25 protein-coding genes are annotated in these 25,182 nt (G+C 67.8%); 11 read left to right on the top strand and 14 right to left on the bottom strand.

Annotated features, from left to right (window positions below):
* Positions 1-58 precede the first annotated feature (58 nt).
* On the bottom strand, positions 59-640 hold the full coding sequence (purN, locus tag K4G53_RS04055; RefSeq protein WP_221384222.1) for a phosphoribosylglycinamide formyltransferase: 582 nt from the start codon (positions 638-640) through the stop codon (positions 59-61).
* A 39-nt stretch (positions 641-679) separates the two neighbouring features.
* On the opposite strand from purN, the gene K4G53_RS04050 reads away from it, so the two are divergent.
* Positions 680-1,111, top strand: a complete 432-nt coding sequence (locus K4G53_RS04050) for a hypothetical protein (protein WP_221384221.1) — start codon at positions 680-682, stop codon at positions 1,109-1,111.
* Between the two features lie 20 nt (positions 1,112-1,131).
* Here K4G53_RS04050 and K4G53_RS04045 read toward each other — a convergent pair whose 3' ends face one another.
* Entirely contained in the window at positions 1,132-2,448 is a 1,317-nt protein-coding gene (locus tag K4G53_RS04045) for a DUF6350 family protein (RefSeq protein ID WP_221384220.1), read from the bottom strand.
* Positions 2,449-2,901: 453 nt separating this feature from the next.
* Positions 2,902-3,759 (bottom strand): DUF2382 domain-containing protein, encoded by an 858-nt coding sequence (locus tag K4G53_RS04040; protein ID WP_221384219.1) that lies wholly within the window; start codon positions 3,757-3,759, stop codon positions 2,902-2,904.
* A gap of 259 nt (positions 3,760-4,018) precedes the next feature.
* Here K4G53_RS04040 and K4G53_RS04035 point away from each other — a divergent pair, with 259 nt between their 5' ends.
* Positions 4,019-5,176, top strand: a complete 1,158-nt coding sequence (locus tag K4G53_RS04035; protein WP_221384218.1) for a glycosyltransferase family 1 protein — start codon at positions 4,019-4,021, stop codon at positions 5,174-5,176.
* Complete coding sequence (locus K4G53_RS04030; protein ID WP_221384217.1) at positions 5,173-6,543, top strand: UDP-glucose/GDP-mannose dehydrogenase family protein; 1,371 nt, start codon at positions 5,173-5,175, stop codon at positions 6,541-6,543. The genes K4G53_RS04035 and K4G53_RS04030 overlap by 4 nt, the downstream gene beginning before the upstream one ends.
* A gap of 17 nt (positions 6,544-6,560) precedes the next feature.
* Here K4G53_RS04030 and K4G53_RS04025 read toward each other — a convergent pair whose 3' ends face one another.
* Positions 6,561-7,424, bottom strand: a complete 864-nt coding sequence (locus K4G53_RS04025) for an HAD hydrolase family protein (RefSeq protein ID WP_221384216.1) — start codon at positions 7,422-7,424, stop codon at positions 6,561-6,563.
* A 198-nt stretch (positions 7,425-7,622) separates the two neighbouring features.
* Here K4G53_RS04025 and K4G53_RS04020 point away from each other — a divergent pair, with 198 nt between their 5' ends.
* The gene (locus tag K4G53_RS04020; protein WP_221384215.1) at positions 7,623-7,892 is read left to right on the top strand and encodes a GlsB/YeaQ/YmgE family stress response membrane protein; all 270 of its coding nucleotides are present in this window, start codon (positions 7,623-7,625) and stop codon (positions 7,890-7,892) included.
* Between the two features lie 158 nt (positions 7,893-8,050).
* On the top strand, positions 8,051-10,207 hold the full coding sequence (locus K4G53_RS04015; protein ID WP_221384214.1) for a bifunctional diguanylate cyclase/phosphodiesterase: 2,157 nt from the start codon (positions 8,051-8,053) through the stop codon (positions 10,205-10,207).
* A 6-nt stretch (positions 10,208-10,213) separates the two neighbouring features.
* On the opposite strand, the gene K4G53_RS04010 is transcribed toward K4G53_RS04015, so the two are convergent.
* Complete coding sequence (locus tag K4G53_RS04010; protein ID WP_221384213.1) at positions 10,214-10,645, bottom strand: hypothetical protein; 432 nt, start codon at positions 10,643-10,645, stop codon at positions 10,214-10,216.
* Between the two features lie 198 nt (positions 10,646-10,843).
* Here K4G53_RS04010 and K4G53_RS04005 point away from each other — a divergent pair, with 198 nt between their 5' ends.
* Both K4G53_RS04005 and K4G53_RS04000 read left to right on the top strand, forming a co-directional pair.
* Positions 10,844-11,395 carry a dihydrofolate reductase family protein gene (locus K4G53_RS04005; RefSeq protein WP_221384212.1) on the top strand — a complete coding sequence of 184 codons (552 nt, stop codon included), beginning with the start codon at positions 10,844-10,846 and terminating at the stop codon, positions 11,393-11,395.
* A 227-nt stretch (positions 11,396-11,622) separates the two neighbouring features.
* Positions 11,623-12,111: a hypothetical protein gene (locus K4G53_RS04000; protein ID WP_221384211.1), complete on the top strand. Its 489-nt coding sequence runs from the start codon at positions 11,623-11,625 to the stop codon at positions 12,109-12,111.
* Positions 12,112-12,145: 34 nt separating this feature from the next.
* On the opposite strand, the gene K4G53_RS03995 is transcribed toward K4G53_RS04000, so the two are convergent.
* A complete protein-coding gene (locus tag K4G53_RS03995) occupies positions 12,146-12,496 on the bottom strand; it encodes a hypothetical protein (RefSeq protein ID WP_221384210.1) in 351 nt (116 codons plus the stop codon).
* Between the two features lie 63 nt (positions 12,497-12,559).
* A complete protein-coding gene (gene mmuM / locus K4G53_RS03990; RefSeq protein WP_221384209.1) occupies positions 12,560-13,501 on the bottom strand; it encodes a homocysteine S-methyltransferase in 942 nt (313 codons plus the stop codon).
* 242 nt (positions 13,502-13,743) lie between these two features.
* On the opposite strand from mmuM, the gene K4G53_RS03985 reads away from it, so the two are divergent.
* On the top strand, positions 13,744-14,508 hold the full coding sequence (locus K4G53_RS03985) for an IclR family transcriptional regulator (protein WP_221384208.1): 765 nt from the start codon (positions 13,744-13,746) through the stop codon (positions 14,506-14,508).
* Here the strand turns inward: K4G53_RS03985 and K4G53_RS03980 are convergent.
* Together K4G53_RS03980 and K4G53_RS03975 are read right to left on the bottom strand one after the other, a co-directional pair.
* Positions 14,499-15,290, bottom strand: coding sequence for an IclR family transcriptional regulator (locus K4G53_RS03980; RefSeq protein WP_260323192.1), 792 nt, complete (start codon positions 15,288-15,290; stop codon positions 14,499-14,501). The genes K4G53_RS03985 and K4G53_RS03980 overlap by 10 nt on opposite strands.
* Positions 15,291-15,476: 186 nt before the next feature.
* A complete protein-coding gene (locus tag K4G53_RS03975) occupies positions 15,477-16,907 on the bottom strand; it encodes an amino acid permease (RefSeq protein ID WP_221384207.1) in 1,431 nt (476 codons plus the stop codon).
* 208 nt (positions 16,908-17,115) lie between these two features.
* Here K4G53_RS03975 and rlmC point away from each other — a divergent pair, with 208 nt between their 5' ends.
* On the top strand, positions 17,116-18,243 hold the full coding sequence (gene rlmC, locus K4G53_RS03970) for a 23S rRNA (uracil(747)-C(5))-methyltransferase RlmC (RefSeq protein ID WP_221384206.1): 1,128 nt from the start codon (positions 17,116-17,118) through the stop codon (positions 18,241-18,243).
* Positions 18,244-18,252: 9 nt separating this feature from the next.
* Here the strand turns inward: rlmC and K4G53_RS03965 are convergent, their stop codons facing one another.
* Positions 18,253-18,873 (bottom strand): FMN-binding negative transcriptional regulator, encoded by a 621-nt coding sequence (locus K4G53_RS03965; RefSeq protein WP_221384205.1) that lies wholly within the window; start codon positions 18,871-18,873, stop codon positions 18,253-18,255.
* A gap of 20 nt (positions 18,874-18,893) precedes the next feature.
* Complete coding sequence (locus tag K4G53_RS03960; RefSeq protein WP_221384204.1) at positions 18,894-19,820, bottom strand: DMT family transporter; 927 nt, start codon at positions 19,818-19,820, stop codon at positions 18,894-18,896.
* Here K4G53_RS03960 and K4G53_RS03955 point away from each other — a divergent pair.
* Positions 19,819-21,228 carry a PLP-dependent aminotransferase family protein gene (locus K4G53_RS03955; RefSeq protein ID WP_221384203.1) on the top strand — a complete coding sequence of 470 codons (1,410 nt, stop codon included), beginning with the start codon at positions 19,819-19,821 and terminating at the stop codon, positions 21,226-21,228. The two genes, K4G53_RS03960 and K4G53_RS03955, sit on opposite strands and share 2 nt — an antisense overlap.
* A 104-nt stretch (positions 21,229-21,332) precedes the next feature.
* Here the strand turns inward: K4G53_RS03955 and K4G53_RS03950 are convergent, their stop codons facing one another.
* From K4G53_RS03950 to K4G53_RS03940, 3 genes are all read right to left on the bottom strand, one after another.
* Complete coding sequence (locus tag K4G53_RS03950) at positions 21,333-22,157, bottom strand: SDR family NAD(P)-dependent oxidoreductase (protein WP_221384202.1); 825 nt, start codon at positions 22,155-22,157, stop codon at positions 21,333-21,335.
* Positions 22,158-22,267: 110 nt separating this feature from the next.
* On the bottom strand, positions 22,268-23,671 hold the full coding sequence (locus K4G53_RS03945; protein ID WP_221384201.1) for a GntP family permease: 1,404 nt from the start codon (positions 23,669-23,671) through the stop codon (positions 22,268-22,270).
* 36 nt (positions 23,672-23,707) lie between these two features.
* Entirely contained in the window at positions 23,708-24,253 is a 546-nt protein-coding gene (locus tag K4G53_RS03940) for a gluconokinase (RefSeq protein ID WP_221384200.1), read from the bottom strand.
* Between the two features lie 191 nt (positions 24,254-24,444).
* On the opposite strand from K4G53_RS03940, the gene K4G53_RS03935 reads away from it, so the two are divergent.
* Positions 24,445-25,179, top strand: a complete 735-nt coding sequence (locus tag K4G53_RS03935; RefSeq protein ID WP_221384199.1) for a FadR/GntR family transcriptional regulator — start codon at positions 24,445-24,447, stop codon at positions 25,177-25,179.
* Positions 25,180-25,182: the final 3 nt, after the last annotated feature.

Here is a 25,182-nt window from a genome sequence, read left to right as displayed (position 1 = left end):
CGACGCGGCCGCTCATAGTCGACACGCAGGTTCCTTTTCGCGCACGTCGAGGCCGGCTTCAGGACGCGGAGAACGAGGGGTGGGCGGCGAGGGCGGCCAAGGTAGACACCAGGAGCCTGCGTTCGACGACCTTGATGCGCTCGTGCAGCGTCTCCTCGGTGTCCGACTCCTCGATAGCCACGGCCTCCTGGGCGATGATGGGTCCGGTGTCCACGCCGGCGTCGGCCCAGTGCACGGTGCAGCCGGTCACCTTCACGCCGTAGGCCATGGCGTCCCGCACGCCGTGGGCTCCGGGAAAAGCCGGGAGCAGCGCGGGGTGGGTGTTGAGGTACCGGCCGTTAAACGCGTCGATGAAATCCGGGCTGACGATCCGCATGAAGCCGGAGGAAACCACCACGTCCGGCTTGTACGCGGCCACGGCTTCGGTCAGCGCGGCGTTCCAGTCGGCCCGGTCCGGATAGGCCTTGAAGTCCACCACGAACGTGGGGATGCCCGCCGCGGCGGAGCGCTCGACGCCGAACGTGCCTTCACGGTCTGCCCCCACCGCCGCGATCTCGACGTCGAGCTGGCCCGCCTTCACGGCGTCGATGACGGCCTGGAGGTTGGACCCGGTTCCGGAAACGAGGACGACGATTCGCATTGGTCCAGCTTAGGTGCACGCTCGCGTACGCTGGAAAACATGAACAGCACACCGGGGCAGGGCGGGAAGCAGCAGGCCAGGCCTGCGCCCAGCGAGGCGGCCAAGGCCTCCCTCGCCAAGACCCACACCCTGTTCCGCATGTTCGTTGTCTCCGTGCTCGGCGCGTTCTTCGTCTACCAGCTTGACGTCAACTACCTGTGGCTGACCACGTTCCTCACGGCCGCCGGGATTGTCCTCGGCGTGGTCCTGCTGGTCAGGGCGGTCCGGCTGAGGGAATCCAGGCTGGTGCTGTTCGGCACCATTTCAGGCCTGGTGGTCGCCGCTGTCATGGTGCTGCTGATCGTCAGCACCATGGTGTTCTTTGACCAGGTGCGCGAGTACCAGGCCTGCGTGGCCCGCGCCTTGACCGACTGCGCCACCCACGCCTGCATGGTGCAGTTCCAGGATGTGCTGCCCACCCGGGTGCGGTAGCCCGGCCACGGCCGTTGGTCCTAGCGGACCAGTTCCACATCCTGTTCCGCGGCAACGATTTTCTCGCGTTCCAGCCACGGGCCCGCTGCGTAGCCAATCACGACGCCGGCCCCCACCTCCGCGGCCACCCACAGGGCCGTCCAGAATGGGTCAGGTCCAATGTCGGTCAGGCGGCCAATGCCGGCCGATCCCCTGGCCACCCAGGCCAGGCAGACCGTCAGCAGCCCTCCCGCCGCGCCGACCAGCACGCCGAGCACCAGGGTGGACACCGTCGCCGTGAACCAGCGCGCCCGGACCTTGATGGCGAGCCATTCGTCGAAGTGGTTTTCGCCTTCCCTGAGGAACCACCAGCCGGCAACGGCTCCGGCCAGCACGGGGACGATCAGTGCCACGAAGGCGTAATCCAGGGGCCCCGAGGGAATGGCTGCCAGCACAGGGACCGAAGGCAGTGGCCCCACAGCCGTGCCCAGGGGTCCCACCTGGGAACCGGCGCCCATCGCAAATCCGGCGCCCGAGGTCCAGGCCAGGGCAAACACCACCAGGTTCGGCAGGAACCCAAGCTGCGCGATGGTGAGGGCGGCACCACCTACCGGGCCGGGGTCGAGCGCTTCATAGACTGCCACCACCAGGTTCCAGTGGATGAACAGGTCGACGGCCAGCAGGACGGCGGCCAGGGTGAGTGCGGCGGCCACCGCCACGAAACCTGCCTTCGCGGCGGAAGCGAAATACGAGCCGGCCCAGCGTGAGTGCTGGCTGGTGCGGGAGATCCAGTCCACTGCGTCCACACCGATCAGCCGGCTCCAGGACCCCGCTTCCCTCCGGGCTCCGACCACCATGCCCAACCCGTACGGGATCAGCGGAACCAGCAGGGCGTACCAAAGGTTGATGACGACGTCGGGCGTCCGGCACACGAAGCCGGTGGCGGCACCGAACGCGGCATACACCGCCCACGACCCCAGCAGCGCCTGCCAGAGCTGGTCCGTGTAGGAGGCGCGCGCCAACCGCCGGCCGGCTCGCCATGCCAGGAGGAAGGGGATCAGGGTCAGGCCGAGGGGTACCAGGCTCAGGAGGTCCGAAGTGCCGTGGGAAGCGGAGGCTGGCCCGGCGCCAGCAAGTTCCAGCGGAACGCCGTGGACCAGGAGCCAGGACTGCCCGGCCAGGCGGGCGAGGACCTCGAACTGGCCGTTCCGGAATCCGGCAGTGGCCCAGACAGCCACGATAGGCGCCACCACCACCAGCGCGGAAATGATGGCAGCCTGCGCCGTCTCGAGGGCGCCCTGCAGCCACAGGGGCATGGGAAGGCCACGGTCTCCGGTCTGATCAGCACGCAGTTTCATCGTGTTCCATGGTGTCACGGGGCGTGCCCCGCGCCTGCGAACGACAGGCGCCTGACGGCCGCATAATCAGTGCACACCGCCCCGGCGCTTTTTCCCGGGGCGGGCCGTAAAATTGATATCTGATACCACCACCGACCCCCGCCGAGGGTGTACTGCGATTTTCGCTGGCTTCCGGTTTCGGACACGCCAGCTACGGGCCCGGAATCCGTAAACCGGGAAAACAGGAGCCGCGAATGAGAGATGAACCGTAAGTTCTGAAGATATTCGTCCTACTGGCTGGTGCAGGCGCCGTTGTTGCGGCTGCACCAGCATTTTTGTGCCGGCAGGCCACGGCCATGACGGCACACAGCGGCGCCGGGAGTCCCGGTGGGACTCCCGGCGCCGTCTAACGCTCTGAAGGTGCCGCTGTGGCGGTGCGCCTCCAGGCGCGGGGTTCAGCCTGCGGGGACCGGATCAGCGGCGGGTGTCGCCATCCGTGTCAATGTTCTCCTTGCGGACTTCTTCATTCACCGTGACGTCGTCGCGGACCACGTCCTTGTCCAGCCGGACCCGCTCCACCGGAACGGCTTCCTTCTCGACGACCGGGCGTTCCTCGTGGAGGACAACCTCGTGCTCCTCTTCGCTGATCGCCGGTCCGTCGAGGGCGGCGCCGCGGTTCGCGTCAGTGATGGGCTCGCGCTCAACGCGGACTTCCTCACGTTCCACGGGGATCGTCTTGGTGACGTTCTCAGTGGTGACGTACTTCCGCAGCCGTGCGCGGCCGGTGGTTTCCCGTTCCTTGCCGACGTGCAGCCGTTCCTCGGAACGCGTCATGGCGTCATCGGTGGTCGGCCCCGACGTGTCGTGGCCGACGGTTCCGCGCGCGGTCTCGTCGCGGTCGTAAGTGTCCCGGCCGGCGGTAAGTCCGGTCGTAGGGGTGCCGGCGTTCAAGTCGGCGTCGCCCTGCAGGTCGACGTCCCGCTCCGTGCCGGTACGCGCTTCGGTGTAGGTCCGGGCGCCGCGGTCATAGTAGGTGTAGAGGCGGTCCTCTTCCTCGGGGGTGAGGTGCCCGTCCGCGTCTACACGGGGGGCATCCTTGACGTGTTCCTTGGTGTACGGAACCACGAGGTCGTCGCCTTGGTGGTGTGCGCCCTCAACGGGCACAAAAGACTCGGAGGTGCCGAAGAGGCCCGTCTTGACGGTGACCCACGTGGGCTCGCCCGTGTCGTCGTCGGCGTACAGCTGTCCGATCGAGCCGATCTTCGCGCCGTCGGATCCAACAACGTGGCCGCCGCGGTTGAGCAGGTCTTCAAGATTGTTCCTGTTGAGCATGACTCTCCTTGGATCTGTCTTTGCACTGGGTCTGCCAGCGATGGACGTACCGGACCGGGGGTTTCCCAAGTGTCCGGCTTCCGCCCCGGCTGCTTGAGGCTTTGCGCTGACTGCACCTCTACCGTAAGCATGCTTAGCATCAGATGCCAAGCCTACTTAGTAATTTTTTTGAACCCGCCGATCTGTTGTTCACCCGGCCTTCTCTTCCGGGTAACGCTTTCTCCCCCGCCATTTCAAGGACGGCGCCCACGGTTGAAGGGTGAGGATCGCGATTGTTGCTGAATCATTTTTGCCGCTGATGAACGGAGTCACGCACTCCATCCTGCGGGTGCTGGACCACCTCCAGAACCGGGGCGACGACGTCCTGGTCATCGCCCCGTCCGCCCACGACAGCCAAGCACCGGCCTACGTCAACGGTGCGGAGATCCACAGGCTTCCCGCAGTTCCGCTGGCGGGATACACGAATGTCCGGGTGGCGATGGGCGGTGTGTACCGGGTCAAGCGCATCCTTGCCGACTACGCACCTGATGTCGTCCATCTCGCCTCGCCGTTCGTACTGGGCTGGCGGGCCGCGCAGGCCGCCCACCAGCTGGGCATCCCGGCCGTGGCCATCTACCAGACCGAGGTCCCCAGCTATGCCGCCAGGTATGGCGTGCCCTTCCTCGAGAACTGGGCCTGGAGCCGTGTGGAGAACATCCACCTGCTGGCCACCCGCACCCTGGCCCCCTCAACGTTCGCGCTGAACCAGTTGCGCGGCCGGGGGATCCCGCGGGTCCGGATGTGGCGCCGCGGCGTGGACACCGTGCGGTTTTCGCCGGACAAGCGCGACGGCGGCTGGCGGGCTTCGGTGGCCCCCGGCGGGGAGCGGATCATCGGCTACGTCGGCAGGCTTGCCGTGGAGAAGCAGGTGGAAGACCTTGCTGCCCTCACCGCAATCCCCAATACCCGGCTGGTGGTGGTGGGCGACGGGCCCCAGCGGTCGGCCCTGGAAGAGGCCCTGCCGGACGCGGCCTTCACCGGATTCCTCGGCGGCGAGGACCTGGCCCGCGCCATGGCATCCTTCGATCTCTTCGTCCATCCGGGCGAGTTCGAGACCTTTTGCCAGACCATCCAGGAAGCCATGGCATCGGGCGTACCCGTGGTGGCCACCGGCCGCGGCGGCCCGCTGGACCTGGTGGAAAATTCGCGGACCGGATGGCTCTACGAACCCGGGGATCTGGCCGGCATGCGTGCCCGCGTGCAGGACCTGGTGGGCGACGACGCCAAGCGCCGGGCGTTCGCGGCCGCGGCCCACGCCTCGGTCCAGGACCGGACCTGGCCCGCGCTCTGCCGGGAACTGGTCCGCCACTACACGGACGTCATCGCCAGCGGTCCTGTCCTCACACGCACAACCAACGTCAAGGGAGCAAGGCTATGAAAGTTTCTGTCATCGGTTGCGGCTACCTCGGCGCGGTCCACGCCGCCACCCTGGCGTCCATGGGGCACACGGTGGTGGGCATCGACGTCGACCATCACAAAGTGGCACAGCTCGCCTCCGGAAGCGCACCGTTCCACGAACCCGGGCTGGACGAGCTCCTGCAGCACGGCCGGGCCACCGGAAGGCTCCGGTTCTCCACGGAGGCCGCCGATGCCACGGACGCCCAGGTGCACTTCCTCTGCGTGGGGACGCCCCAGGACAAAACGTCCGACGCCGCCGACCTCACCTTCCTTGTCTCCGCGGCGGAAGCCCTGCTGCCGCACCTGGCCGCTGGCGCCGTCGTCGTAGGCAAATCCACGGTGCCCGTTGGCACCGTGGAACTGCTTCGCCGCCTGATGTCCGAACGACCGGACGTACTGCTGGGCTGGAACCCCGAGTTCCTCCGGCAGGGCACCGCGGTGAAGGACTCGCTGGTGCCCGACCGGCTGGTGTACGGCGTCGACGGCGGCCGCGCTGCCGCCTTCACTAAAGCCACCGGGGCGCCGCTGGGCGTGACGGCTGTCCTCGATGCTGTCTACGAACCACTCCTGGCGGCAGGGATACCGCGGCTGGTCTGCAACTTCGCCACTGCCGAACTGATCAAGTCGGCAGCGAACGCGTTCCTGGCCACCAAGGTCAGCTTCATCAATGCCGTCGCCGAACTGTGCGACGCTTCGGGCGCGGACGTGGCGGAACTCAGCGAGGCGATGGGCCTGGACCCCCGGATCGGCAGCCGGTACCTGCATGCCGGCCTGGGCTTTGGCGGTGGCTGCCTGCCCAAGGACATCCGCAGCTTCCGCACCCATGCCGCGGCGCTCGGAATCCCCGCCATCCGGGACTGGATGGGACTGGTGGACTCGGTGAACATGGGCCAGCGCGAGCGCACCGTCCACCTGGCGCGCGGGCTTTGCGGCGGCACCCTGGCCGGACGCGCCATTACTGTCCTTGGCGCCTCCTTCAAGCCGGACACCGATGACATCCGCGACTCCCCCGCCCTGGATGTCGCCGACCGGCTCGCTGCCGCCGGCGCGCACGTCACCGTGACCGACCCCCAGGCAGTGAACCATGCCTGGCTGCGCTACCCCCGCCTCCGCTTCGAAGCGTCAACGCCGCGCGCGCTTGAGGGGGCCGAGTTGGTCCTGCTCCTGACCGAGTGGGACGAGTACCGCCGATTGCGCCCGGCCGTTGCCGGCTCGCTGGTCCGGCGCCGGGTGGTGCTGGACGCACGCAACGCACTGGATGCGCCGGCGTGGCGGGAGGAAGGCTGGGTGGTGCGCGGCCTTGGGACCTCTGCAGGTGCCTTTGCCGCTTCGGCGGCCGTGGGCTGAAACCTGGCCGGGTACGCCTAGTCCAGGAGTCCCAGCTCGGCGAACGCCAGGGCAACGCCGTTGCCGGCCGGCCCTGCGGTGACCTTGTCGGCGACGGCGAGGACGTCTGGATGGCCGCCTTCCACTGCGATGCCGATGCCGGCGTATTCAAGCATCTCGATGTCATTGGCGCTGTCGCCGATGGCCACGATGTCCGCACGGTCCAGTCCCAGGCGGGCAGCCACAACCGCGATGCCCACTGCTTTGTGCGTACCCGCCATGAAGATCTCGCCGGCGCCGTCGCCGAGAGCGGAGAGCGAACTCGGGATGAGGCCGATCTCCGGCCCCAAGGCGCCCATCAGCCTGGGTAGTGGCACGGGCGAGTCGAAGCAGGAAATCTTGGCGAAGGACATCCCGCGCACGTCATCGCTGTACTGCACCGGGCCCAGGATGTCCTCCACCGGATCGACGTCCGTCATGAGGACGCCGTCGTGGCGGACGCGGCCGGCGAAGACGGGGGCGAGCACCCGGCGGAGGCGCTGGTCCATGCCGGCGCGGGCATGCAGGGCCTCAGGCGCCTCGAGGATGTAGGCGGCGTCGTGGGCGTCCAGCGTGTCCACGATGAGCCGGGCCAGTTCGGGCTTGAAGCGCGTATCCTTGAGGACCTCCCCTTCCAGCTCCACCCGGGCGCCGGCGCCGGTGATGGTGCCGTCAAAGCCTGCGTCGAGGATGTGGTCCGGAACCATGGAAAGCGGCCGGCCCGTGCATACGAAGACAAGGTGGCCCAGCCGGCGGGCGGTGCGCACGGCGTCCACGTGCGCCTGCGGCGCCAATCCGTGGTCTGCATACGTGCCGTCGACGTCCAGGAAGATGGCCCGCGGGCGGTGGGAATGGCTGGACATGCCGGGGCTCCTTGGTCTTCGTTCGCGAATACCCAATACTAGCCAGCCGGTTTGACCGGCTTAAAGGCGGCCTGCAATTCCGGCAAACTGACAGTCATCCTGTGATATTCAAACCCTTGCAGGTAAGTAAGCATGCTGATTGAATGAGGGAACCGGAGTTGGGGGACCCGGCATAACTTACTGACAAGGAGTGACAACATGGGCATTCTCGGATTTCTCATTTTGGGCCTGATAGCTGGCGCTATCGCGAAGGCGATCCTGCCGGGCCGCCAGGGTGGCGGCTGGGTGGTAACCATGGTCCTCGGCGTTGTAGGGGCCATTCTTGGCGGTTGGATCGGATCGCTGATCTTTGGCGGCGGCCTGGCCGAATTCTTCGATCTCAGGACCTGGTTGCTGGCCATCCTCGGCTCGATCGTCGTGCTGCTCATCTACGGGGCAGTCACGAACCGCAGCGGACGCCGGGTGTAACAGCACCCCTGATTCATTAGCGAAAGGCGCCGGACTCCCTTGGAGGACGGCGCTTTTTCATGTCCGCGGCATCACCGCGGACAACAGTCTTTTAACGTATTTGGCGCTACTCCTCCAATTTGCGCAGGTGCCATTTATGATGGCGAAGGGGTGGTGCAATGACCGGTTTTCGCGGCCGTGGCGACAATGTGGCATTACGAAGGTTCGGCGCCATTGTGGAGGCGGCACCGGACGCCCTTCTCGCCTTGGACGAGGACGGGACCATCCTTGCAGCCAACGCCGCAGCTGCAACGCTGTTGGGGTTCAGCCAGGAAGCACTCATCGGAATGGACCAGCGGTCGCTGCTCGCGGCAGGGTCTCGCAACGAGGTGGAGCAGATGTTCCAGCTGCTGCTGAGGCAACCGCAGGAACAGCACCCGCCCCGGGAGATGAGCTGGCTGCACCGGGATGGGACAGAATTCTCCGCAGAGGTGGCCGCCGCCCTGTTCCCCCAACCGGCGCCAGGCGACGCGCCAGCGGAGACTGATGCCGGTCCGCGCCTCCTGCTCTCGGTGCGCAGCATGGCGCACCGCAAAACCGAGGACACCAACCTCCGGCAAGCCATGTCCCTGCTCACCGCCACCCTTGAATCCACCGCGGACGGCATCCTGGTGATCAGCAACGACGGGCGGGTGGCAGGATTCAACGACCAGTTCCTGACCATGTGGGGCATCCCGCCTGAACTCATGGAGGGGGACAGCGACGAACCTGTCATGCGCCTCATTGTGGAGCAGGTGGCGGACCTGCCAGCCTTCATGGCCCGGCTCGGTGAACTCCAGGACAATCCGGCCGCTGAAAGCCACGACGTGGTGGACTTCAAGGATGGCCGTACCTTTGAACGCTATTCCCGGCCGCAGCGCGTGGGCGAGAACATCGTGGGCAGGGTGTGGAGCTTCCGTGATGTGACGCCCCGCCGGAAAGCCCAGGAGCAGGCGCAGCAGGCCATGCTGGACCTCGCCGCGCAGGCCGAAAAGCTGCGGACCATGGCGTTCCAGGACCCGCTGACGGGGCTGGCGAACAGGGCGGTGTTCAACGAGGCCCTGGTCGGGTCCCTGCAGGAGCCGCGGCTGAAGACCGTGGACGTGCTGCTGCTGGACCTGGACGATTTCAAGGAAGTCAACGATATCCTGGGCCACCAGGCCGGCGACGACATGCTCATCGAAGTGGCGCGAAGGCTGCGCGGCTGCGTTCCCACGGCGGACGTGGTGGCGCGGCTGGGCGGCGACGAGTTCGTGGTGCTGCTGACGGCCTGCCCCGACGCGGACGCGATCGCCGAATGCATCGTGCGCTGCCTGCACGTGCCGGTGACCATCAGCGGGACCGTGCTGCGGCCCCGGCTCAGCCTGGGCCTGGCGTCCCTGGGCCAGGACAGCGTGGGCCCGTCGGAGCTCCTCCGCCACGCGGACATCGCCATGTACGCGGCGAAGGCCGCCGGGAAGAACCGGTTCCTGCGCTTCCACCCGGACATGATGCAGGCCCTGGTGCAGCGCACCCACATGGAAAGCGGCCTGCAGCTGGCCGTCCCGCGCGGCGAAATCACCGTGGATTTCCAGCCGATCGTCTCCCACCGGATGGGCCAGGTGGTCCAGCTGGAGGCCTTGGCACGGTGGGACCGCGGCGGCGAACGCGTGCCGCCGTCGGTCTTTATTCCGCTGGCCGAGCGCACCGGACTGATCAGCGAGGTCGGTGCCGAGGTGATGGCATCCGCCATGGTGCAACTGGCGGACTGGCTGAGCGAGGACCCGTCGCGGTCCCTGGCGGTCAATGTTTCCGGTGTCCAGCTGCAGGAACCGGATTTCGCCGGGACCGTCCTCGGCCTCGCGGAAGCGAGCGGCGTTGCCCCTTACCAGCTGGTCCTCGAGGTGACGGAGAGCGTCTTCTTCGACGCCGACTGCAGCCTGATCAACCAGCTCAGCACCCTGCGGGATGCAGGTGCCCGCGTGGCCCTGGACGACTTCGGCACCGGCTATTCCTCGCTCGGCAGGCTGCAGGACCTGCCGGTGGACACCGTCAAGATCGACAAGACCTTCGTCTCCATGGTGCGCACCGGCAACGAACGGCTGCCCATCCTCAGTTCCATGATCAACATGGCCCACAGCCTGGGCCTGACCGTCACGGCGGAGGGTATTGAAACGCCGGCGCAGGCGGACTACCTCACGGCACTGGAGTGCGATTCCCTGCAGGGGTTCCTGTTCTCGCTGCCGGAACCCGGTGAGCGGCTCGCCCACGCCCTGGACCACGCGGAGGAAGCGCTCAACGCGCTGAAGGGGCGCTAGCTGCGCTCAGGCTGCTTCGTTGCGCCCGGGCCGCGGCTTCGATGCGGGCTGGGCCGGCCTGGGGGCCGTGGCGTTGGACTGCGGGGCCGGCGCTGCGGACTGCGGGGCAGCCTCTGCCGGGGCGGGGTGCGGCACCGGAGCAGGGTCCGACGCCGGCATGGCGGCAGGGTCAGTATGTTCAACGGGCGCGGAGGCCGCGGTCCGGTTGCTGCGCCACCGGCGGAGCAGGTCAAGGGCTGCCAGGAGGCCGGCGAGCGGGGTGAGCACCGCGGCCGAGTAGACGAACAGCATCCAGGTGAGGGTGGTCAGCGGCGGCTGGCTGTTGTTCAGGAGCGACAGGCCGCCCAGCATGCCCACCACCCAGAACAGGAGCACGGCGGTGAGCACGGCGCCGGCGGGAAAGTACTGGTTGGTCACGATCTTTTTCAGGGTTTCCATGCACTTCCTCCTGCCTGGCCGGGGGACGGCATAAGCCGTTCAAAGACAAGTATGAAGCCCAGCCGGGGCGAAACTGCGCAAGACGCAACGGCGAGTGATGAATGTAACGTGGGCGCCCGCCGTCGTCCGAAAAACCCTTCCCCGAGCGGTGCCCGGCGCATAGCCTAAAGCCTGTCCGCTCAACCATTGGAGGCTCCGATGCGCAAGGTGACCGCCGGCCTGTTCCACTCCGTGGACGGCGTGGTGTCCGATCCCTTTAAGTTCCAGTTCGACAGCTTCGACGAGGAGCTCGGCCAGGGCCTGGCCACGATGATCAACACGGTGGACACCGTGGTGCTGGGCCGCGTCAGCTACCAGGAGTGGGCAGGCTACTGGCCCACCGCCGCCACGGATGAGGACTTCGCCCGCTTCATCAATCCAGTGGAGAAGTTCGTGGCGTCACGCACGCTGACCGCACCGTTGGAATGGCAGAACTCGCAGCTGATGGACGCGCCGCTTGAGGAGTTCGTGTCCCGGCTGAAGGAACGCGACGGCGGTGAAATCGCCGTGTGCGGCAGCATCTCCGTGGTGCGGCAGCTGCTGTTTGCCGGGTTGCTGGACTCGCTGACGCTGATGACCCATCCCGTGATCGCCGGCAGCGGCCGCCACCTGTTCGGGGAGGGCGACCCGCTGACCCGCCTGGTGCTGCAGGAGCAGTCGCGGACCAGCAAAGGCAACGTGCTGACCACCTACGGGCTGCGCGGCGAATAGCGGCCGCCGTCGACTGCGGCTGTTGCGGCCAACGTGGGGCACATTGACACGGACACGCCGGGATTCATGGCCGGGACGGGGCAGATCGCTGTTGATGTGCCCCGCGACGGCGGGCGGCAGCGGCCGCAGCACCGCATCCGGAGAGGGACGAGGGGCAAATTAAGGACGGCTTAAGCGCGACACGCGATTCTTGGTGCACCCAACCGCACAAAGCGAAAGGAAATCCAATGAAGACGAACAGCGTTACGCGTGGACTGGCCGCGGCAAGCCTTGCCGTGGGCGCGTTGGCGGCGTCGACACCGGCAGCCTCGGCAGCCAGCGCCGTGCCAGAGCCGATCGATGTCTCCTTCACAGCGGACTGCCCCGGCTTCAAAGCCGAGTTGCAGGCCTCTGGGAAACTCGGGGTCATCAACCTCCCCGGCGACCGCCAGTTCTTTACCGCCCCCGACCTGGGAATTACTGTTACGGGTCCGGGCGATTCGCTCAGCTACGTCATTACAGGCGTGGTCATGGTCCAGAACCTGTCCGACGGCGGCCAGTTTGTGACGGCGACTGGACCGAACCTGATCACGGTCCCCAAAGCGAACGGCCATCCGGCGGGCCTCTACTACACCACCGGGACTGTGAGCTGGACGTTGGATAAGAAGGGCCGCGAAGTCGGTGGCATGTTCACTGGTTCGGGCACTGTGACGGATGTCTGCGCTGCCATCAGCTGACATCCGGTTCGGGGCGCCGCTGTCCGCATTGGCTTCACGCGGCCAGCGGTGCCCCGAAAAGCTGCTCCGCCAGCCGGGCCAGGTGCTCCGGCAGGTCCGCTTCGGCCCCGTGTTCGCCGCGGCCGAGGAACACCGCGGTGCCCCGGATTCCGTCAAGGTCCAGGCCGCATTCGTGCAGCAACTGGCCGGCCCGGAAGTTCACAGGAAGCAACGTGGTGACGCTTTCGGCGTTCAGGTACACGTGCCAGTCGCCGCGGATCACCGATTCCAGGGGCCCGCCCACCAAGGCTTCGAGGGCCCTGCGGTCGGTTTCCACCTGCTCGATGCGGATCGCTTCGGCATTGCTTGCCGGTACTACGAGTGCTAGGTAAGTCCTGTTGTCCATCGTTCGTCTCTCCACTGGGATTAACATCCGGGGAGACTGCAGTGTTCCCGATCGGGCCCAGGTTCACCTGGCCTTTGCGATGGCCGCGATATCACCGGGGGTGGTCCGGCAGCAGCCCCCGATGATGCGGGCACCCTGCTTCTGCCAGGCGGGGGTTCCCTGTGCGAGGTCCGCGGGACCCTGCTCCCCCTCTCCGCCGCCCGAACCCCAGGTCTTGGTCCCGGGGTCGTAGGCCTCCCCTGAATTGGGATAGGCCAGCAGTGGCTTGTCCGTGTCCAGCCGCAGTGCCGAGAGTGCAGGGGTGACCAGGTGCAGCGGGACGCAGTTGATCCCCACCGCTGCGACGTGGGGCTGCTCATCCAGGAGCGACGCGACTTCTGCCAGGGGTGTGCCGTCGCTGATGTGGGCGCCGTCGCGCAGGGAGAAGGAGAACCAGGTGTCGACGCCGTATTCCCCGGTGAGTGCCAACAAGGCCTCCGCTTCGGCAAAGGAGGGCAGCGTTTCACACGCCAGGATGTCGACGCCGGCCTGCACCAGCGCAGCCACCCGGGGACCGTGGAAGTCCGTGAACTCCCCCGGCGTCAGCGCGTAGTCCCCGCGGTACTCCGAGCCGTCCGCGAGGTAGGCGCCGTACGGACCAACGGAGCCGGCAACCAGCAGCGGCCCGGCGTCCGGCGCCTCGGCCAGGTACTCGCGCCGGGCCTCATCTGCCAGGCGGACGGACAGCGCTACCAGGTCCAGGGCTTCCTTGCCGCCGATCCCGCGCGCCGCAAAACCCTGGGGTGTTGCCTGGTAGCTGGCGGTGGTGGCGATGCTGGCGCCGGCCGCGAAGTAATCCCGGTGGACGTCCCTGATCAGCCCGGGCTGTTCGAGCAGTACTTTGGCGGACCACAGCGGGTCGTTAAGGTTGCAGCCGCGGGCCTCAAGTTCCGTGGCCAGGGCGCCGTCGGAAAGCACGGCCCGACCTGACGCCAGTACAGCAGACAGCGATGAAGTGGGAGACATCTGATCACTATAAGCATCTCCTTATGCTCCACGTGACTGTTACGCCTCTCCCCAACGCCTGGGCCAGGGCCACGCGCTGGAGTCACCGGAAGAGCGCTGGAGTCACCGGAACGCTTCGGCGTCCCTGCACCGTTCCGGCGATCCCGCGGTCAGCCCGCGGTACGGCAAGCCCGCCGTACCGCGATCCCGCGGGTACGGCAAGCCCGCGGTGAGCCCGGAGCCTGATCGCTAGACTCGGAACCATGTCGAAGACCTCCAGCATGGGCCGCGGACTCATGGCCGTCCTGGCCGTGGGCTCCCGCCACGCCGCGGGGCGTCCCGGCGCCTCCGTGGCCGAGGTCGCTGTGGACCTGGAAAAGGACCGCAGCCAGGTAGCACGCAGCCTGCGCACCGCAGAGCAGGAAGGTTTCCTGGTCCGCAGCGGCCGCGCCTACACCCTTGGATGGGACTTCTTCACCGACGCCCAGCTCATCACGGCCAGCCGGCTGCAGTCTGACGGCGCCGCCGCCCTGGAGGCCCTGGCCGCCGGCACCGATGAGGCATGCTTCCTCGGGGTGCTGCAGGGCGACAGTACGGTGACCATCGGCGAGAGTGTTCCCGCCAGCAGCAACCTGGTGGGCTCCTGGCTGGGCCGGCCCTACCCCGCCTACTGCAGCGACGCCGGCCAGGCTGTCCTGTGGGAAGCACCGGAGGCGGAGGTACGCACAGTCTTTGCGAATGCTGCCTTTGTCCGGCACGGACCAAAAACCCCTGCCAGCATCGAGGAGTTCCTTGCCCGGCGCGATGCGGCAAGGACCCGCGGATACTCAATCGTGGACGAGGAGGCCGAGCCCGGCCTCTACTCCCTGGCCGTCCCCATCCGTGACTTCAAAGGCGACGTGGTGGCGGCCCTGCAGATCGTCGGGATCAGGGACCGGCTGCAGCCGCGGCGGGACTCCTGCGCGGCGGCACTCGTGGAACAGGGGCGGTGGCTGGAGTCGAGGCTGGGCTTCCCGCCTCAGCCCTGACCTGCAGCGGCCCCGAGGCGCTTCGCGGAATGCCATAGCGCCTCCGCCGCGGAGCCTGGCACCATCCCGGAACGGGGGCCGAGGACGCTGACCGCGGCAATGACGGAGCCCCCGGGGCCGCGCACCGGCACCGCAAGCTCCAGTACCCCGTGCTCAAACTCCTCGTCGGCCGCAATGAAGCCGGCATCCCGGTCCCGGACCATAAGCTCCCAGATTCCGTTGGTGGAATGGGCGGCACCGGGACCGCCGATACCGATGAAATTCACGTCAGCCAGCAGGCTGTCCAGCGCGGCCCGGTCAAAGTCCCACAGCAAGGCCCGGCCCGCGCCGGTGCACCAGGCGGGGGTGACCATGCCCGGGGTGACAAAGCTGCCTGGCACCGAGTCATTGCTGGAGTTTCGGAGCAGGACCACGCGGAAGCCGTCCCGGACCGAGAGCCGGGCGCGCAGACCCAGGCTTGCCACGAGTCCCTCGAGCTCTGCTTTTGCCTCCCGGACCCACCCCGTGTTGAGTGAGGCTGCCAGCGTGAAGAAGCGCGGACCGGTCCGGAAGGGTCCGCGGTCCCCGCGTTCCAGGAGTCCGAGCGCACAGAGCTCCTGCGTCAGCCGGGATACCCGGCTTTGCTCCATGCCCAGTTCCGTGGCGAGTTGGGATACGCCGAGCAGTTGCCGTCCCCGCTTCTCGCGGTCAGCCACGAGCCGCACGATCCGCAGGCCCTGCGCCAGTGACGACGCCTCAACCGACGTTGACTCCACGCTCACCCACCAGTCCCCGGCCATCATTACGCACCCCATTGTCGCACGGCGCTGTTCCACGAGGTTGTTCCACGGCATTGTTCACGGTCCCGCGGCGGCCGTCGCCACGGGACCGGCACCCAGCCGGCACCCAAGGTAGATGGACGACGGCGGCGCCCCGGCACCTGCCGTAAGCACCTGCCGCCGTTGCCGTCGTCGCGCGTTCCACGGTGGTTAGTTGACGGACACTGCCTTGCGCCCGTGCCGGAAGTGGAAGTAGGCGTAGCAGGCTGCCACGAACGGGACGCCGAAGTACAGGGCGGCAGCCTGCGCGGGGTCCAGCGCGATGCCGATGAGGGAGACGACGCAGAGGGTGAATGCCAGGATGGGCACCAGCGGAAACAAGGGGGCCTTGTAGGGCAGGGCCGCGACGTCGCCGCCGTTGCGGACGAAGGCCCGGCGGTGGAAGAAATGCGAGGCGGTGATGGACATCCAGACGCCCACCACGGCAAACCCGGCCACGGACACCAGCACCAGGTACACCGTTTCCGGTGCCACCACGCTGCTGATGAGGGAGGCGAGGCCGCCCACCATGCTCAGTGCCAGCGCGGTGAGGGGAATGCCCCGGCGGGTGAGCCGCTTCAGGGCACGCGGGGCGTGGCCTTCGTCCGCGAGCGAATAGAGCATCCGGGCGCAGGAGAACAGCCCGCTGTTCCCGGCGGACAGGAGCGCGGTGATGATGACGAAGTTCATGATGTCCGCCGCGAAGGGCAGTCCGACGGCGGAGAAGACTGTGACGAACGGGCTTTCGTCCAGTCCCACTTCGGTGTACGGGATGGTGGCGGCGATGACCGCGATGGCGCCGACGAAGAAGATGAGCAGCCGGATGACAGTGGAGCGCATCGCCCTGGGGATGGCGGTGGCGGGATCCTTGGTCTCGCCGGCGGCGACGCCGATCAGTTCGGATCCGGAGAAGGCGTAGAAGACCGCAAGCACGGTGACCAGGACGCCGGTGAAACCGTTGGGGAACAGTCCGGATTCGGTGGCGAAGTTCCCGAACAGGCTTGGGTGGCCGCCCTCGCCGGCCAGGGGGTGGAAGCCGAACAGTGCGGCGCCACCCAGGACGATCAGGGCGATGATGGCGCCGACCTTGATGATCGCGAACCAGAACTCGGACTCGCCGAAGAACCGGGAGGAGACGGCATTGAGGCCGAAGAGGACGGCGCCGAAGACGAGGCACCAGACCCACACGTCCACATCCGGGAACCAGCGCTGCATCAGCAGGCCGGACGCGGTGAACTCCGAGCCGATGGCGACGGCCCAGCACAGCCAGTAGAGCCAGGCGGTGGCGAAGCCTGTGGCCGGCCCAATGGAACGGGCGGCATAAATATGGAAGGCCCCGGACACGGGATAGGCGATGGCCAGTTCGCCCAGGCACGCCATCACGAGGTACACCACGAACGCCCCGACCAGGTAGGCGATCACCGCACCGAGCGGACCCGCCTGGGAGATCGTGTAGCCCGAACTGACGAACAAGCCGGACCCGATGACCCCACCCATGGCGATCATCACCAAATGCCGCGGTCCCATGGAACGGCGAAGGGCGGACTCCGCCTCCTGCGTCGCTGCCGGGCTGGGGTCCAGCGTGAGGGGTGAGGGTTCCACGGGTCTCCAAACGAAGAAATGCACGATGACCTTGCGAAACTAGCACGGTGCTCGAACTTTTCATCATTAAAAGCATTTCTTCATGCACATATTGCACGGTGTTACTTTCGTGCCGGTCTTCCTGGGGACGACGGCGGCACCTGGCCGGGTGCCGCCGTCGGGCGTTCGCTCCGTGGCCGGGAAGGCGAGCGGGTAAACTTGTCCGGTCATGCACTGTTCCTACTTTGATGCCGGCCGCTGCCGTTCCTGCACCCACATGGGCAGGCCCTACGAGGAGCAGCTGGCGGGCAAGCAGCTGCACTGCCAGGCCCTCCTCGCCGGGCACACGGACATGGAGTGGCTGCCGCCGGTTGCCAGCCAGGAATCCGGCTTCCGCAACAAGGCCAAAATGGTGGTCGGCGGGACAGCGCAGAACCCCACCATCGGCATCCTTGACGCCGACGGGCATGGCGTGGACCTGCGCAAATGCGGCGTCTGCTCCCCGGGCCTCCGCGCTGTCTTCCCCGCGCTGGCCGGCTTCATCCGCAGGAACCGCCTTACCCCCTACGACGTCCCCAAGCGCAGCGGCGAACTCAAGCACGTCATCATCACCGAGTCGCCGGACGGCAGCATCATGCTCCGCCTGGTCCTGCGCTCGGAGCAGCTGCTGCCCCGCATCCGCAAGAACCTCCCGGACCTGCTGGCCATCCTGCCGCAGGTGAAGGTGGCCTCGGTCAACCTGCTCCCGGAACACAAAGCGGTGCTGGAAGGCGACCGGGAAATCCTGCTGACGGAGCAGTCCACGCTGGAGATGCGCGTCAACGACGTCAACCTGCACCTGCGGCCGCAGAGCTTCTTTCAGACCAACACCGACATGGCCGCCGCGCTGTACCGGCAGGGGCGGGAGTGGGTCAGCGAGCTGGCGCCGGCCTCCGTCTGGGACCTGTACTGCGGCGTGGGCGGCTTTGCCCTGCATTGCGCAGGGCCGGGCCGCGCGGTCACCGGCATCGAATTCAGCAGCGAGGCCATCGTCTCGGCCCGTCTCAGCAGCGACGAAGCCGGACTGCAGGGGATGGAGTTCGAGGCCGGCGACGCCACCGCCTTTGCCCTCGCCGCGAAACATTCTCCGGACCTGGTGATCGTCAACCCTCCGCGGCGCGGGATCGGCAAGGAACTGTGCGGCTGGCTGGAGTCCTCGGACGTGCAGCACGTGGTCTACTCCAGCTGCAACGCCCAGTCCCTGGCCCGCGACCTCGCAGCGCTCCCCTCATTCACCGCGCGGCGGGCCCGGGTCCTGGACATGTTCCCGCAGACCACGCACTACGAAGTGATGGTCCTGCTCGAGCGGGCAGCCTGAGGCGCTGCGTCAACGCCGGACGCGTTCGACGGCGGCAGCGCCGGCTTCCTTCCCGCCGGCCCGCAGCCCCGCAGCCACCCCCGCGGCATCGGCGGCGGAGCGGTTCTGGCTCAGCTTCTCCTTCGCCTCGATCCGCGTGATCACCAGCTCCACGCCCACGATGGCGCGCAACTGGCCCGCGATGAACTTCTTCGGAGCATCGTCCACCGACCACGGATGCTCCCGGGCGCCCTCATGCATGTCGCTCAGGCGCCGGACGTGCCCCGCCAGCCAGCCGGCGTCGTCATGGATGACCAGCTCGCCATACACGTGGGCGGTGCTGTAGTTCCACGTGGGCACCACGCGGCCGTGCTCAGCCTTGGAGGCGTACCAGGACGGCGAAACATAGGCGTCCGGACCCTGGATGATGGCCAGCGCCTCGCCCTTGCTGGACGCCGACCACTGGGGGTTGTTGCGCGCCATATGGGCCTGCAGCGCCCCGTGCTCCCCCACGTCCGGGGCGAAGTCGAAGGGCAGGAGGGTGGCGAGCAGTCCCTGGTCCGTCACGGTGATGAGGTTGGCCGCCCCGGGGCTCGAAAGGAGGTCCTGGACGGCCTCGGATCGGGCGGCGAAATGGGCGGGAATGTACATGGGAAAGTCCTTCCAGGAGGTCAGCGGGCTGGTTTGAGCCGGACGCGGACGGCTGCCGCGGCGCAGAGGATGACGGCGAGGGCGCCGATGACGGTGGTCCAGGTGAGCGGTTCCCCCAGCAGGAGCGCTGCCCAGCCGATGCTGAGGACCGGCTGGACCAGCTGGATCTGGCTGACCTGCGCTATCGGGCCGATGGCCAGGCCGCGGTACCAGGCGAAGAAGCCCAGGAACATGCTTACCGCGGCGAGGTAGGCGAAGGTGGCCCACTGGACGGGGGTGGCCGACGGCGGCTGGGCGGCCATGGCGACCAGCATCAGGAGCAGCATCGCCGGCGCGGCGAGGACCAGGGCCCAGGCGATGGTCTGCCACGAACCGAGTTCACGGGCCAGCAGTCCCCCTTCGGCGTAGCCGACGGCGGCGCATCCCACGGCTCCCAGCAGCAGCAGGTCGGCCCAGTGCAGGTGGCCTGGTCCGCCGGACTGCAGGAACGCGAACACGATGGCGGCCAGTGAGCCAAGGGCCATCACGGCCCAGAAGGCGCGCGGCGGACGCTCGCGGGTGCGCAGGACGGCGGCAGTTGCCGTGGCCGCGGGCAGCAGCGCGATGACCACGGCACCGTGTCCGGCAGGCACTGCGGTGAGGGCGTAGGAGGTGAGTAGCGGGAAGCCGGCGACGACGCCGCCGGCCACCAGTGCCAGCCTGGCCCAGGTGCGGGGCCGGGGCAGCCGCTGCCGGGTAATGGCCAGGGCCGCGGCGGCAAGGACTGCGGCGGCGACGGCGCGGCCCGAACCGATGAACAGCGGGGACAGGCCTTGCACCGCAACCCTGGTGAAGGGAACCGTGAAGGAGAAGGCGGCCACGCCGAGGAGTCCCCACCAGATCCCGATTAAGGGCCGAGGCGGTATCACTGGGCGGGAAAGAAGAGTAGCGCTACTATGTACTTTCATGAATAACGATAGCAGTGCGCGGATCGTTCTGGCACTCAAGCAGTGGATTTCCAGCGCCGCCCCCGGGGCGCGGCTGCCATCCACCCGCTCCCTCGTGGCTGATTACCAGGCGAGCCCGGTGACGGTGCAGAAGGCCCTGCAGGCGCTGACCTCGCAGGGGCTGATCGAGAGCCGGCCCGGAGTGGGCACCTTCGTCCGTGCCGTCCGGACCGCGCGGCCCTTGGACTATGGCTGGCAGACGGCAGCACTGCGCTCGCCGTCGTCCGCACTGCCGCCGTCGTCAAGCACCATGCGCAACGTGCCCAGCGACTCCATCTGGTTCCACTCCGGGTACCCGGCCAGGGAACTGCTGCCCGAGCGGCTGGTCCGGACAGCATTGGCCCGGGCGGCGCGCGGGGATGCCGCGCTGTCCCGGCCACCTGCCGCCGGGATGCCGGAACTGCAGCAGTGGTTCGCCCACGAACTGGGGCAGGCGACTCCGGTGGGCGTCACTCCCCCGGCAGCGAATGACGTGATCGTGCTGCCCGGAAGCCAAAGCGGGCTCAGCTCGATCTTCCGGGCCCTGGTGGGAGCAGGGCAGCCGCTGCTGATGGAGTCACCCTCATACTGGGGCGCGATCCTCGCCGCTGCCCAGACCGGGGTGCGGACCGTGCCGGTACCCAGCGGCCCGGAGGGTCCGGACCCGGACGATCTCGACCGGGCCTTCGCGGAATCGGGGGCCCGCGCGTTCTATGCCCAGCCGAACTACGCGAACCCCACCGGCGCGCAGTGGTCGCGCGGCCGCGGCGGAGAGATCCTGGAGGTGGTGCGGCGGCACGGCGCGTTCCTGGTGGAGGACGACTGGGCCCACGACTTCGGCATCACCTCGGACCCCCTGCCGTTGGCCACCCAGGACGACGCGGGCCACGTGGTCTACATCCGGTCGCTGACCAAGAGCGTTTCCACGGCCATCCGGATCGCGGCGGTCATCGCGCGCGGACCGGCGCGGGAGCGCATCCTGGCCCACCGCGCCGCGGAGTCGATGTACGTCAGCGGCCTGCTGCAGGCCGCTGCCCTGGACGTGGTGACCCAGCCGGGATGGCAGACGCACCTGCGCAGCCTCCGCCACCAGCTCCAGTCACGCCGCGACCTGCTGGCCACCAGCGTCCGCGGGCATATCCCGCAGGCGCACATCGACGCCCTGCCCAAGGGCGGGCTGAATCTGTGGCTGCGCCTACCCGACGGGACGGACCTGCCCCGGCTGGTGCGCGACTGCGAGGACGCCGGCGTGATCATCGCAGCCGGGACGGAATGGTTCCCGGCCGAGCCCGCCGGCGCCTTCATCCGGCTCAACTACTCGGGCCCGAACCCGGGCGCGTACCCGGAAGGCACCCGGATCATCGGCGAGGCCCTGGCGCGGCAGGGATGAAGACGCTGCGGTGCCCGCAGCGCGGGGATTTACCTGAATTGCGGCGGCTGCGGCGTCCATAAGTTACGCCTTTCCGCCACGAATGCTCCAGGACCGGCGTCCGGCTAAACGAGGGCGGCGACCAGGTGTTCGCTCTTCTCCCAGAGCCCTCGCGCCAGTTCGGCATCGTAGGCCTGCGGGTTGGCCTTGGCCAGGGCACGCCTGGCGTAGTAGGCGCCGGAGATCCAGTCGGTGCCGGCGGTGCCGTTGATGAGCCAGAGCATGGTGTCGGCACCCTGGTCCGGGCTGAGCATGAAGCGGTTCAGCAGGGTCTTGTAGGCATGCCGGAAGGGGCTCGGGGAGTCCGCCGCGAAGTTGGTGCGGACCACGCCCGGGTGGAAGGCCGCCGTCGTGATTCCCTGGTCGTGGAAGCGGCGGTGCAGCTCGGAAGTGAACAGGATGTTGGCGAGCTTGCCGGTGCCGTACGCGCGGTAGGTGCTGTAGCCGCGTTCGGCGTTGAGGTCGGAAAGATTCAGCTTGCCGTGGAAGTTGGCGTGGCTGGCGGTATTGATGATCTTCGCCTGGCTGGCGGTCAGCGTGTCCACCAGGAGACTGGTGAGCAGGAAGGGCGCCAGGTGGTTGACCTGGAATGTCAGCTCGTTGCCGTCCACGGTGAGCGTGCGCTTGCCCATCATGCCGCCGGCGTTGTTGGCGAGCACGTCGATGTGCGGGTAGTTGGATTTCAGCTTTTCCGCAAGATCGCGGACCTGCGCAAGGTCGGCGAAGTCGGCCACGTAGTGGTCCGCGCCGAGCTCCGCGGCCAGAGCGCGGGTCTTCCCGGGAGACCGGCCAACGACGACCACCTGCTCCCCCGCCGTGGCCAGCGTCCGTGCGGCTGCCGCTCCGATGCCGTCGCTGGCGCCGGTGATCACAATGGTGCGAGGAGTCAAGGGGGTGTCCTTTGGTCGGTTCTTTCCGGTGACGGTGGCTTTGGGGATAACGACGGCGGGGCGGCCGGTGTTCCCACCAGCCGCCCCGCCCCGCTCCCAAGCGTGCTGCGTCAGCCCGCCAGGCCGGCCACCAGGAAGATCATGCCGGCGATGGCGAAGCCCATCACGCCGATGAGCGTCTCCATGACGGTCCAGGTCTTCAGCGTGGTCTTGACGTCCATCCCGAAGAAGCGGCCCACCAGCCAGAAGCCGGAGTCGTTGACGTGGGAGACCACCACGGAACCGGCGGCCACGGCGATGACCATGGCGGCGACCTGCATGCCGTTCAGCCCGCCCGCGGCGACGGCGGGGGCGATAAGGCCTGCGGTGGTGGTCAGTGCGACCGTTGCCGAGCCCTGGGCAATGCGCAGGATGGCGGAGATCAGGAACCCTGCCAGGATCAGCGGGATACCCACGTTGCCCAGCACGTCAGCCAGCGCCTTGCCGATGCCGGAGGTGCGCAGCACACCACCGAACATGCCGCCGGCGCCGGTGATGAGGATGACGGAGCAGACCGGTCCCAGCGAGGACTCGAGCAGCTTCTCCATGGCGGTGGCGTCCCGGCCGCGGCGGGTGCCCAGGACGAACAGCGCTGCGAGGACGGCGATCAGCAGCGCCACCGGGGTTTCGCCGATGGTGCGGAGGACCTGGAACCACTGTTCCTTCTTGACGGATTCATCCAGTGCCCCGGAGGACGCCAGGGTGTTCAGGCCCGTGTTGAGGAAGATCAGCACCAGCGGCAGCAGCAGCAGCCCGATGATGGTGCGGAACTTCGGCGGGTGCGCCTCGGCCTCGGCACTGGCGTGGCCCAGGATTTCGGGCACGGGCAGGACGAGCTTCTTGCCGGTGTACAGGCCGTAGAGGTAGGCGGTGACGTACCAGGTGGGGATGGCCGTGATCAGGCCGGCGATCAGGACGAGTCCGACGTTCGCGTCAAAGAAGGCGGCGGCGGAGACCGGGCCGGGGTGCGGCGGCAGGAAGATGTGCATCACGGAGAAGGCGCCGGCGGCGGGCAGCCCATACCGCAGCACTCCCCCGCCCAAGCGGTGGGCAACTGCGAAGACCACGGGCAGCATGACCACCAGGCCGGCGTCGAAGAAGATGGGGAAGCCGAAGATCAGTGAGGCCAGGCCCAGCGCGAAGGGGGCGCGCTTTTCACCGAACACGCCGATGAGGTAGTCCGCCAGGACCTTGGCGCCGCCGCTGGTTTCCACGATGCGGCCGAGCATCGCGCCCAGGCCCACCAGCAGCGCCACTGTGCCGAGGGTGGTGCCGAAGCCGTCCACCAGGACCGGGACCACCTTGTTGGCGGGGATGCCGGTGGCGAAGGCGGTGGCGAGGCTGATGAGGATCAGCGCGATGAGGGCGTGCATCCGCAGCCGGATGATGAGGAACAGCAGCACAAGAATCGCTGCCGCGGCGATGAGCAGCAGCGGTCCTGCGCCCAGCGTCTGGGTCCATCCTTCGATGGTCATGGTTCTCCTTTGAAACAGGGTTGGGGATCAGGGGGGTCAGGACGCCTGGGGCGCCTGGCCGGCGGGGAGGCTAAGGGCGTTGACGACGGTGGCAACCAGCTCGTCGGGTGAGCGCGAGATGTCCAGGCGGAGGCTGCCGGCGTCGAGCTCCTGTGCGGTGAGCGGCTCCAGGGTGGCCAGCTGGCTGGGCAGCAGGGTGGGCGGCATGAAGTGGCCTTCGCGGCCCTCCATGCGCTGGCTGATCAGGTCGGCTCCGCCGTCGAGATGGAGGAAGAGCACCCGGCCTGCGGCTTGGGAAAGGAGTTCCCGGTAGCTCTGCTTGAGTGCGGAACAGGTAAGTACCGTGCTCTGGCCCCCGACGGCTCGGGCTGTCATCCAGTCCCGGATCTGCTGCAGCCACGGCCAGCGGTCTTCATCCTGGAGGGGAACGCCCTGGGACATCTTGGCGATGTTGGCTGCGGGGTGGAACTCGTCCGCCTCCGCGCAGGCCCAGCCCAGCTGCTGGGAAAGGGCCGCGGCCAGGGTGGATTTGCCGGAACCGGCAACGCCCATGACCACCAGGTGCGTGGCTGGATACTGCATGTCATACCTCCGGAGAAGACGTCTTTGGCTTTGGAAGAAGCGCGTTACGGGCCCTGTCTCGATTGGGCTACGCGATAAGGTATCACCTTTTTCGTCCATAGATACTATCTTTGCGTGTCACAAGTCATACCTTTGACGCTCCTGCGGGTATTCTGGGAAGGCGCAGCGGCGCGTAAGGGAACGGGGAGAAAATGTCGACGGCGACAGTCCAGGACGGCGATGAAGTGCAGGACGGCGGGTTGTCGCCTGCCATGCAGGGCCGGGTTCTTGATGCGCTGGGGGTAGCCATCGCATCCCGCGGCCTTGCCCCGGGCACCCGCCTCACGCTGGAAGGACTGCAGCAGGAGTACGGGATTTCCCGCACGGTGGCCCGGGACACCATGAAGGTCCTGGAGTCGATGAACCTGGTCTATTCGCGGCGGCGGGTCGGCATCGTGGTGCAGGAGCCGACCCTGTGGAACGTTTTTGACCCGAAGCTGGTGCGGTGGCGGCTGGCCTCGGACCGGCGGGAGCTGCAGTACAGCAGCCTCACCGAGCTGCGCATCGCCGTCGAACCAATTGCCGCTGCCGGCGCGGCCCGCCGGGCGAGCGCTGCCGAGCGTGCGCAGCTTGTCTCGCTGGCTGCCGACCTGAGGCGCCTGGGCGAGGCCGGTGACCTCCAGGCTTTCCTGGCCGCAGACATAGCTTTCCACCAACTGCTGCTGCGGAGCTGCGGCAACGAGATGTTCCGCGCCCTCGAAGGCATGGTGGCGGAGGTCCTGACCAGCCGGACGCAGCAGGGGCTCATGCCGTTCAAGCCGCGCAAGGAGGCGCTCCAGGCGCACGAGGATGTTGCCGCCGCCGTGTCCCGTGGCGATACCGCGGTAGCGGAACGGGCCATGCACCACATCCTCGACGAGGTGCGCGAGGCTATGGGGCTGCACTGACCG

The organism is Arthrobacter sp. MAHUQ-56 (genome assembly GCF_019710585.1).
In the GTDB taxonomy this organism is placed as follows: Bacteria; Actinomycetota; Actinomycetes; order Actinomycetales; family Micrococcaceae; genus Arthrobacter.
Note: the sequence above shows the minus strand (reverse complement) of the source record. Positions and strands in the feature narration are given on the sequence as shown.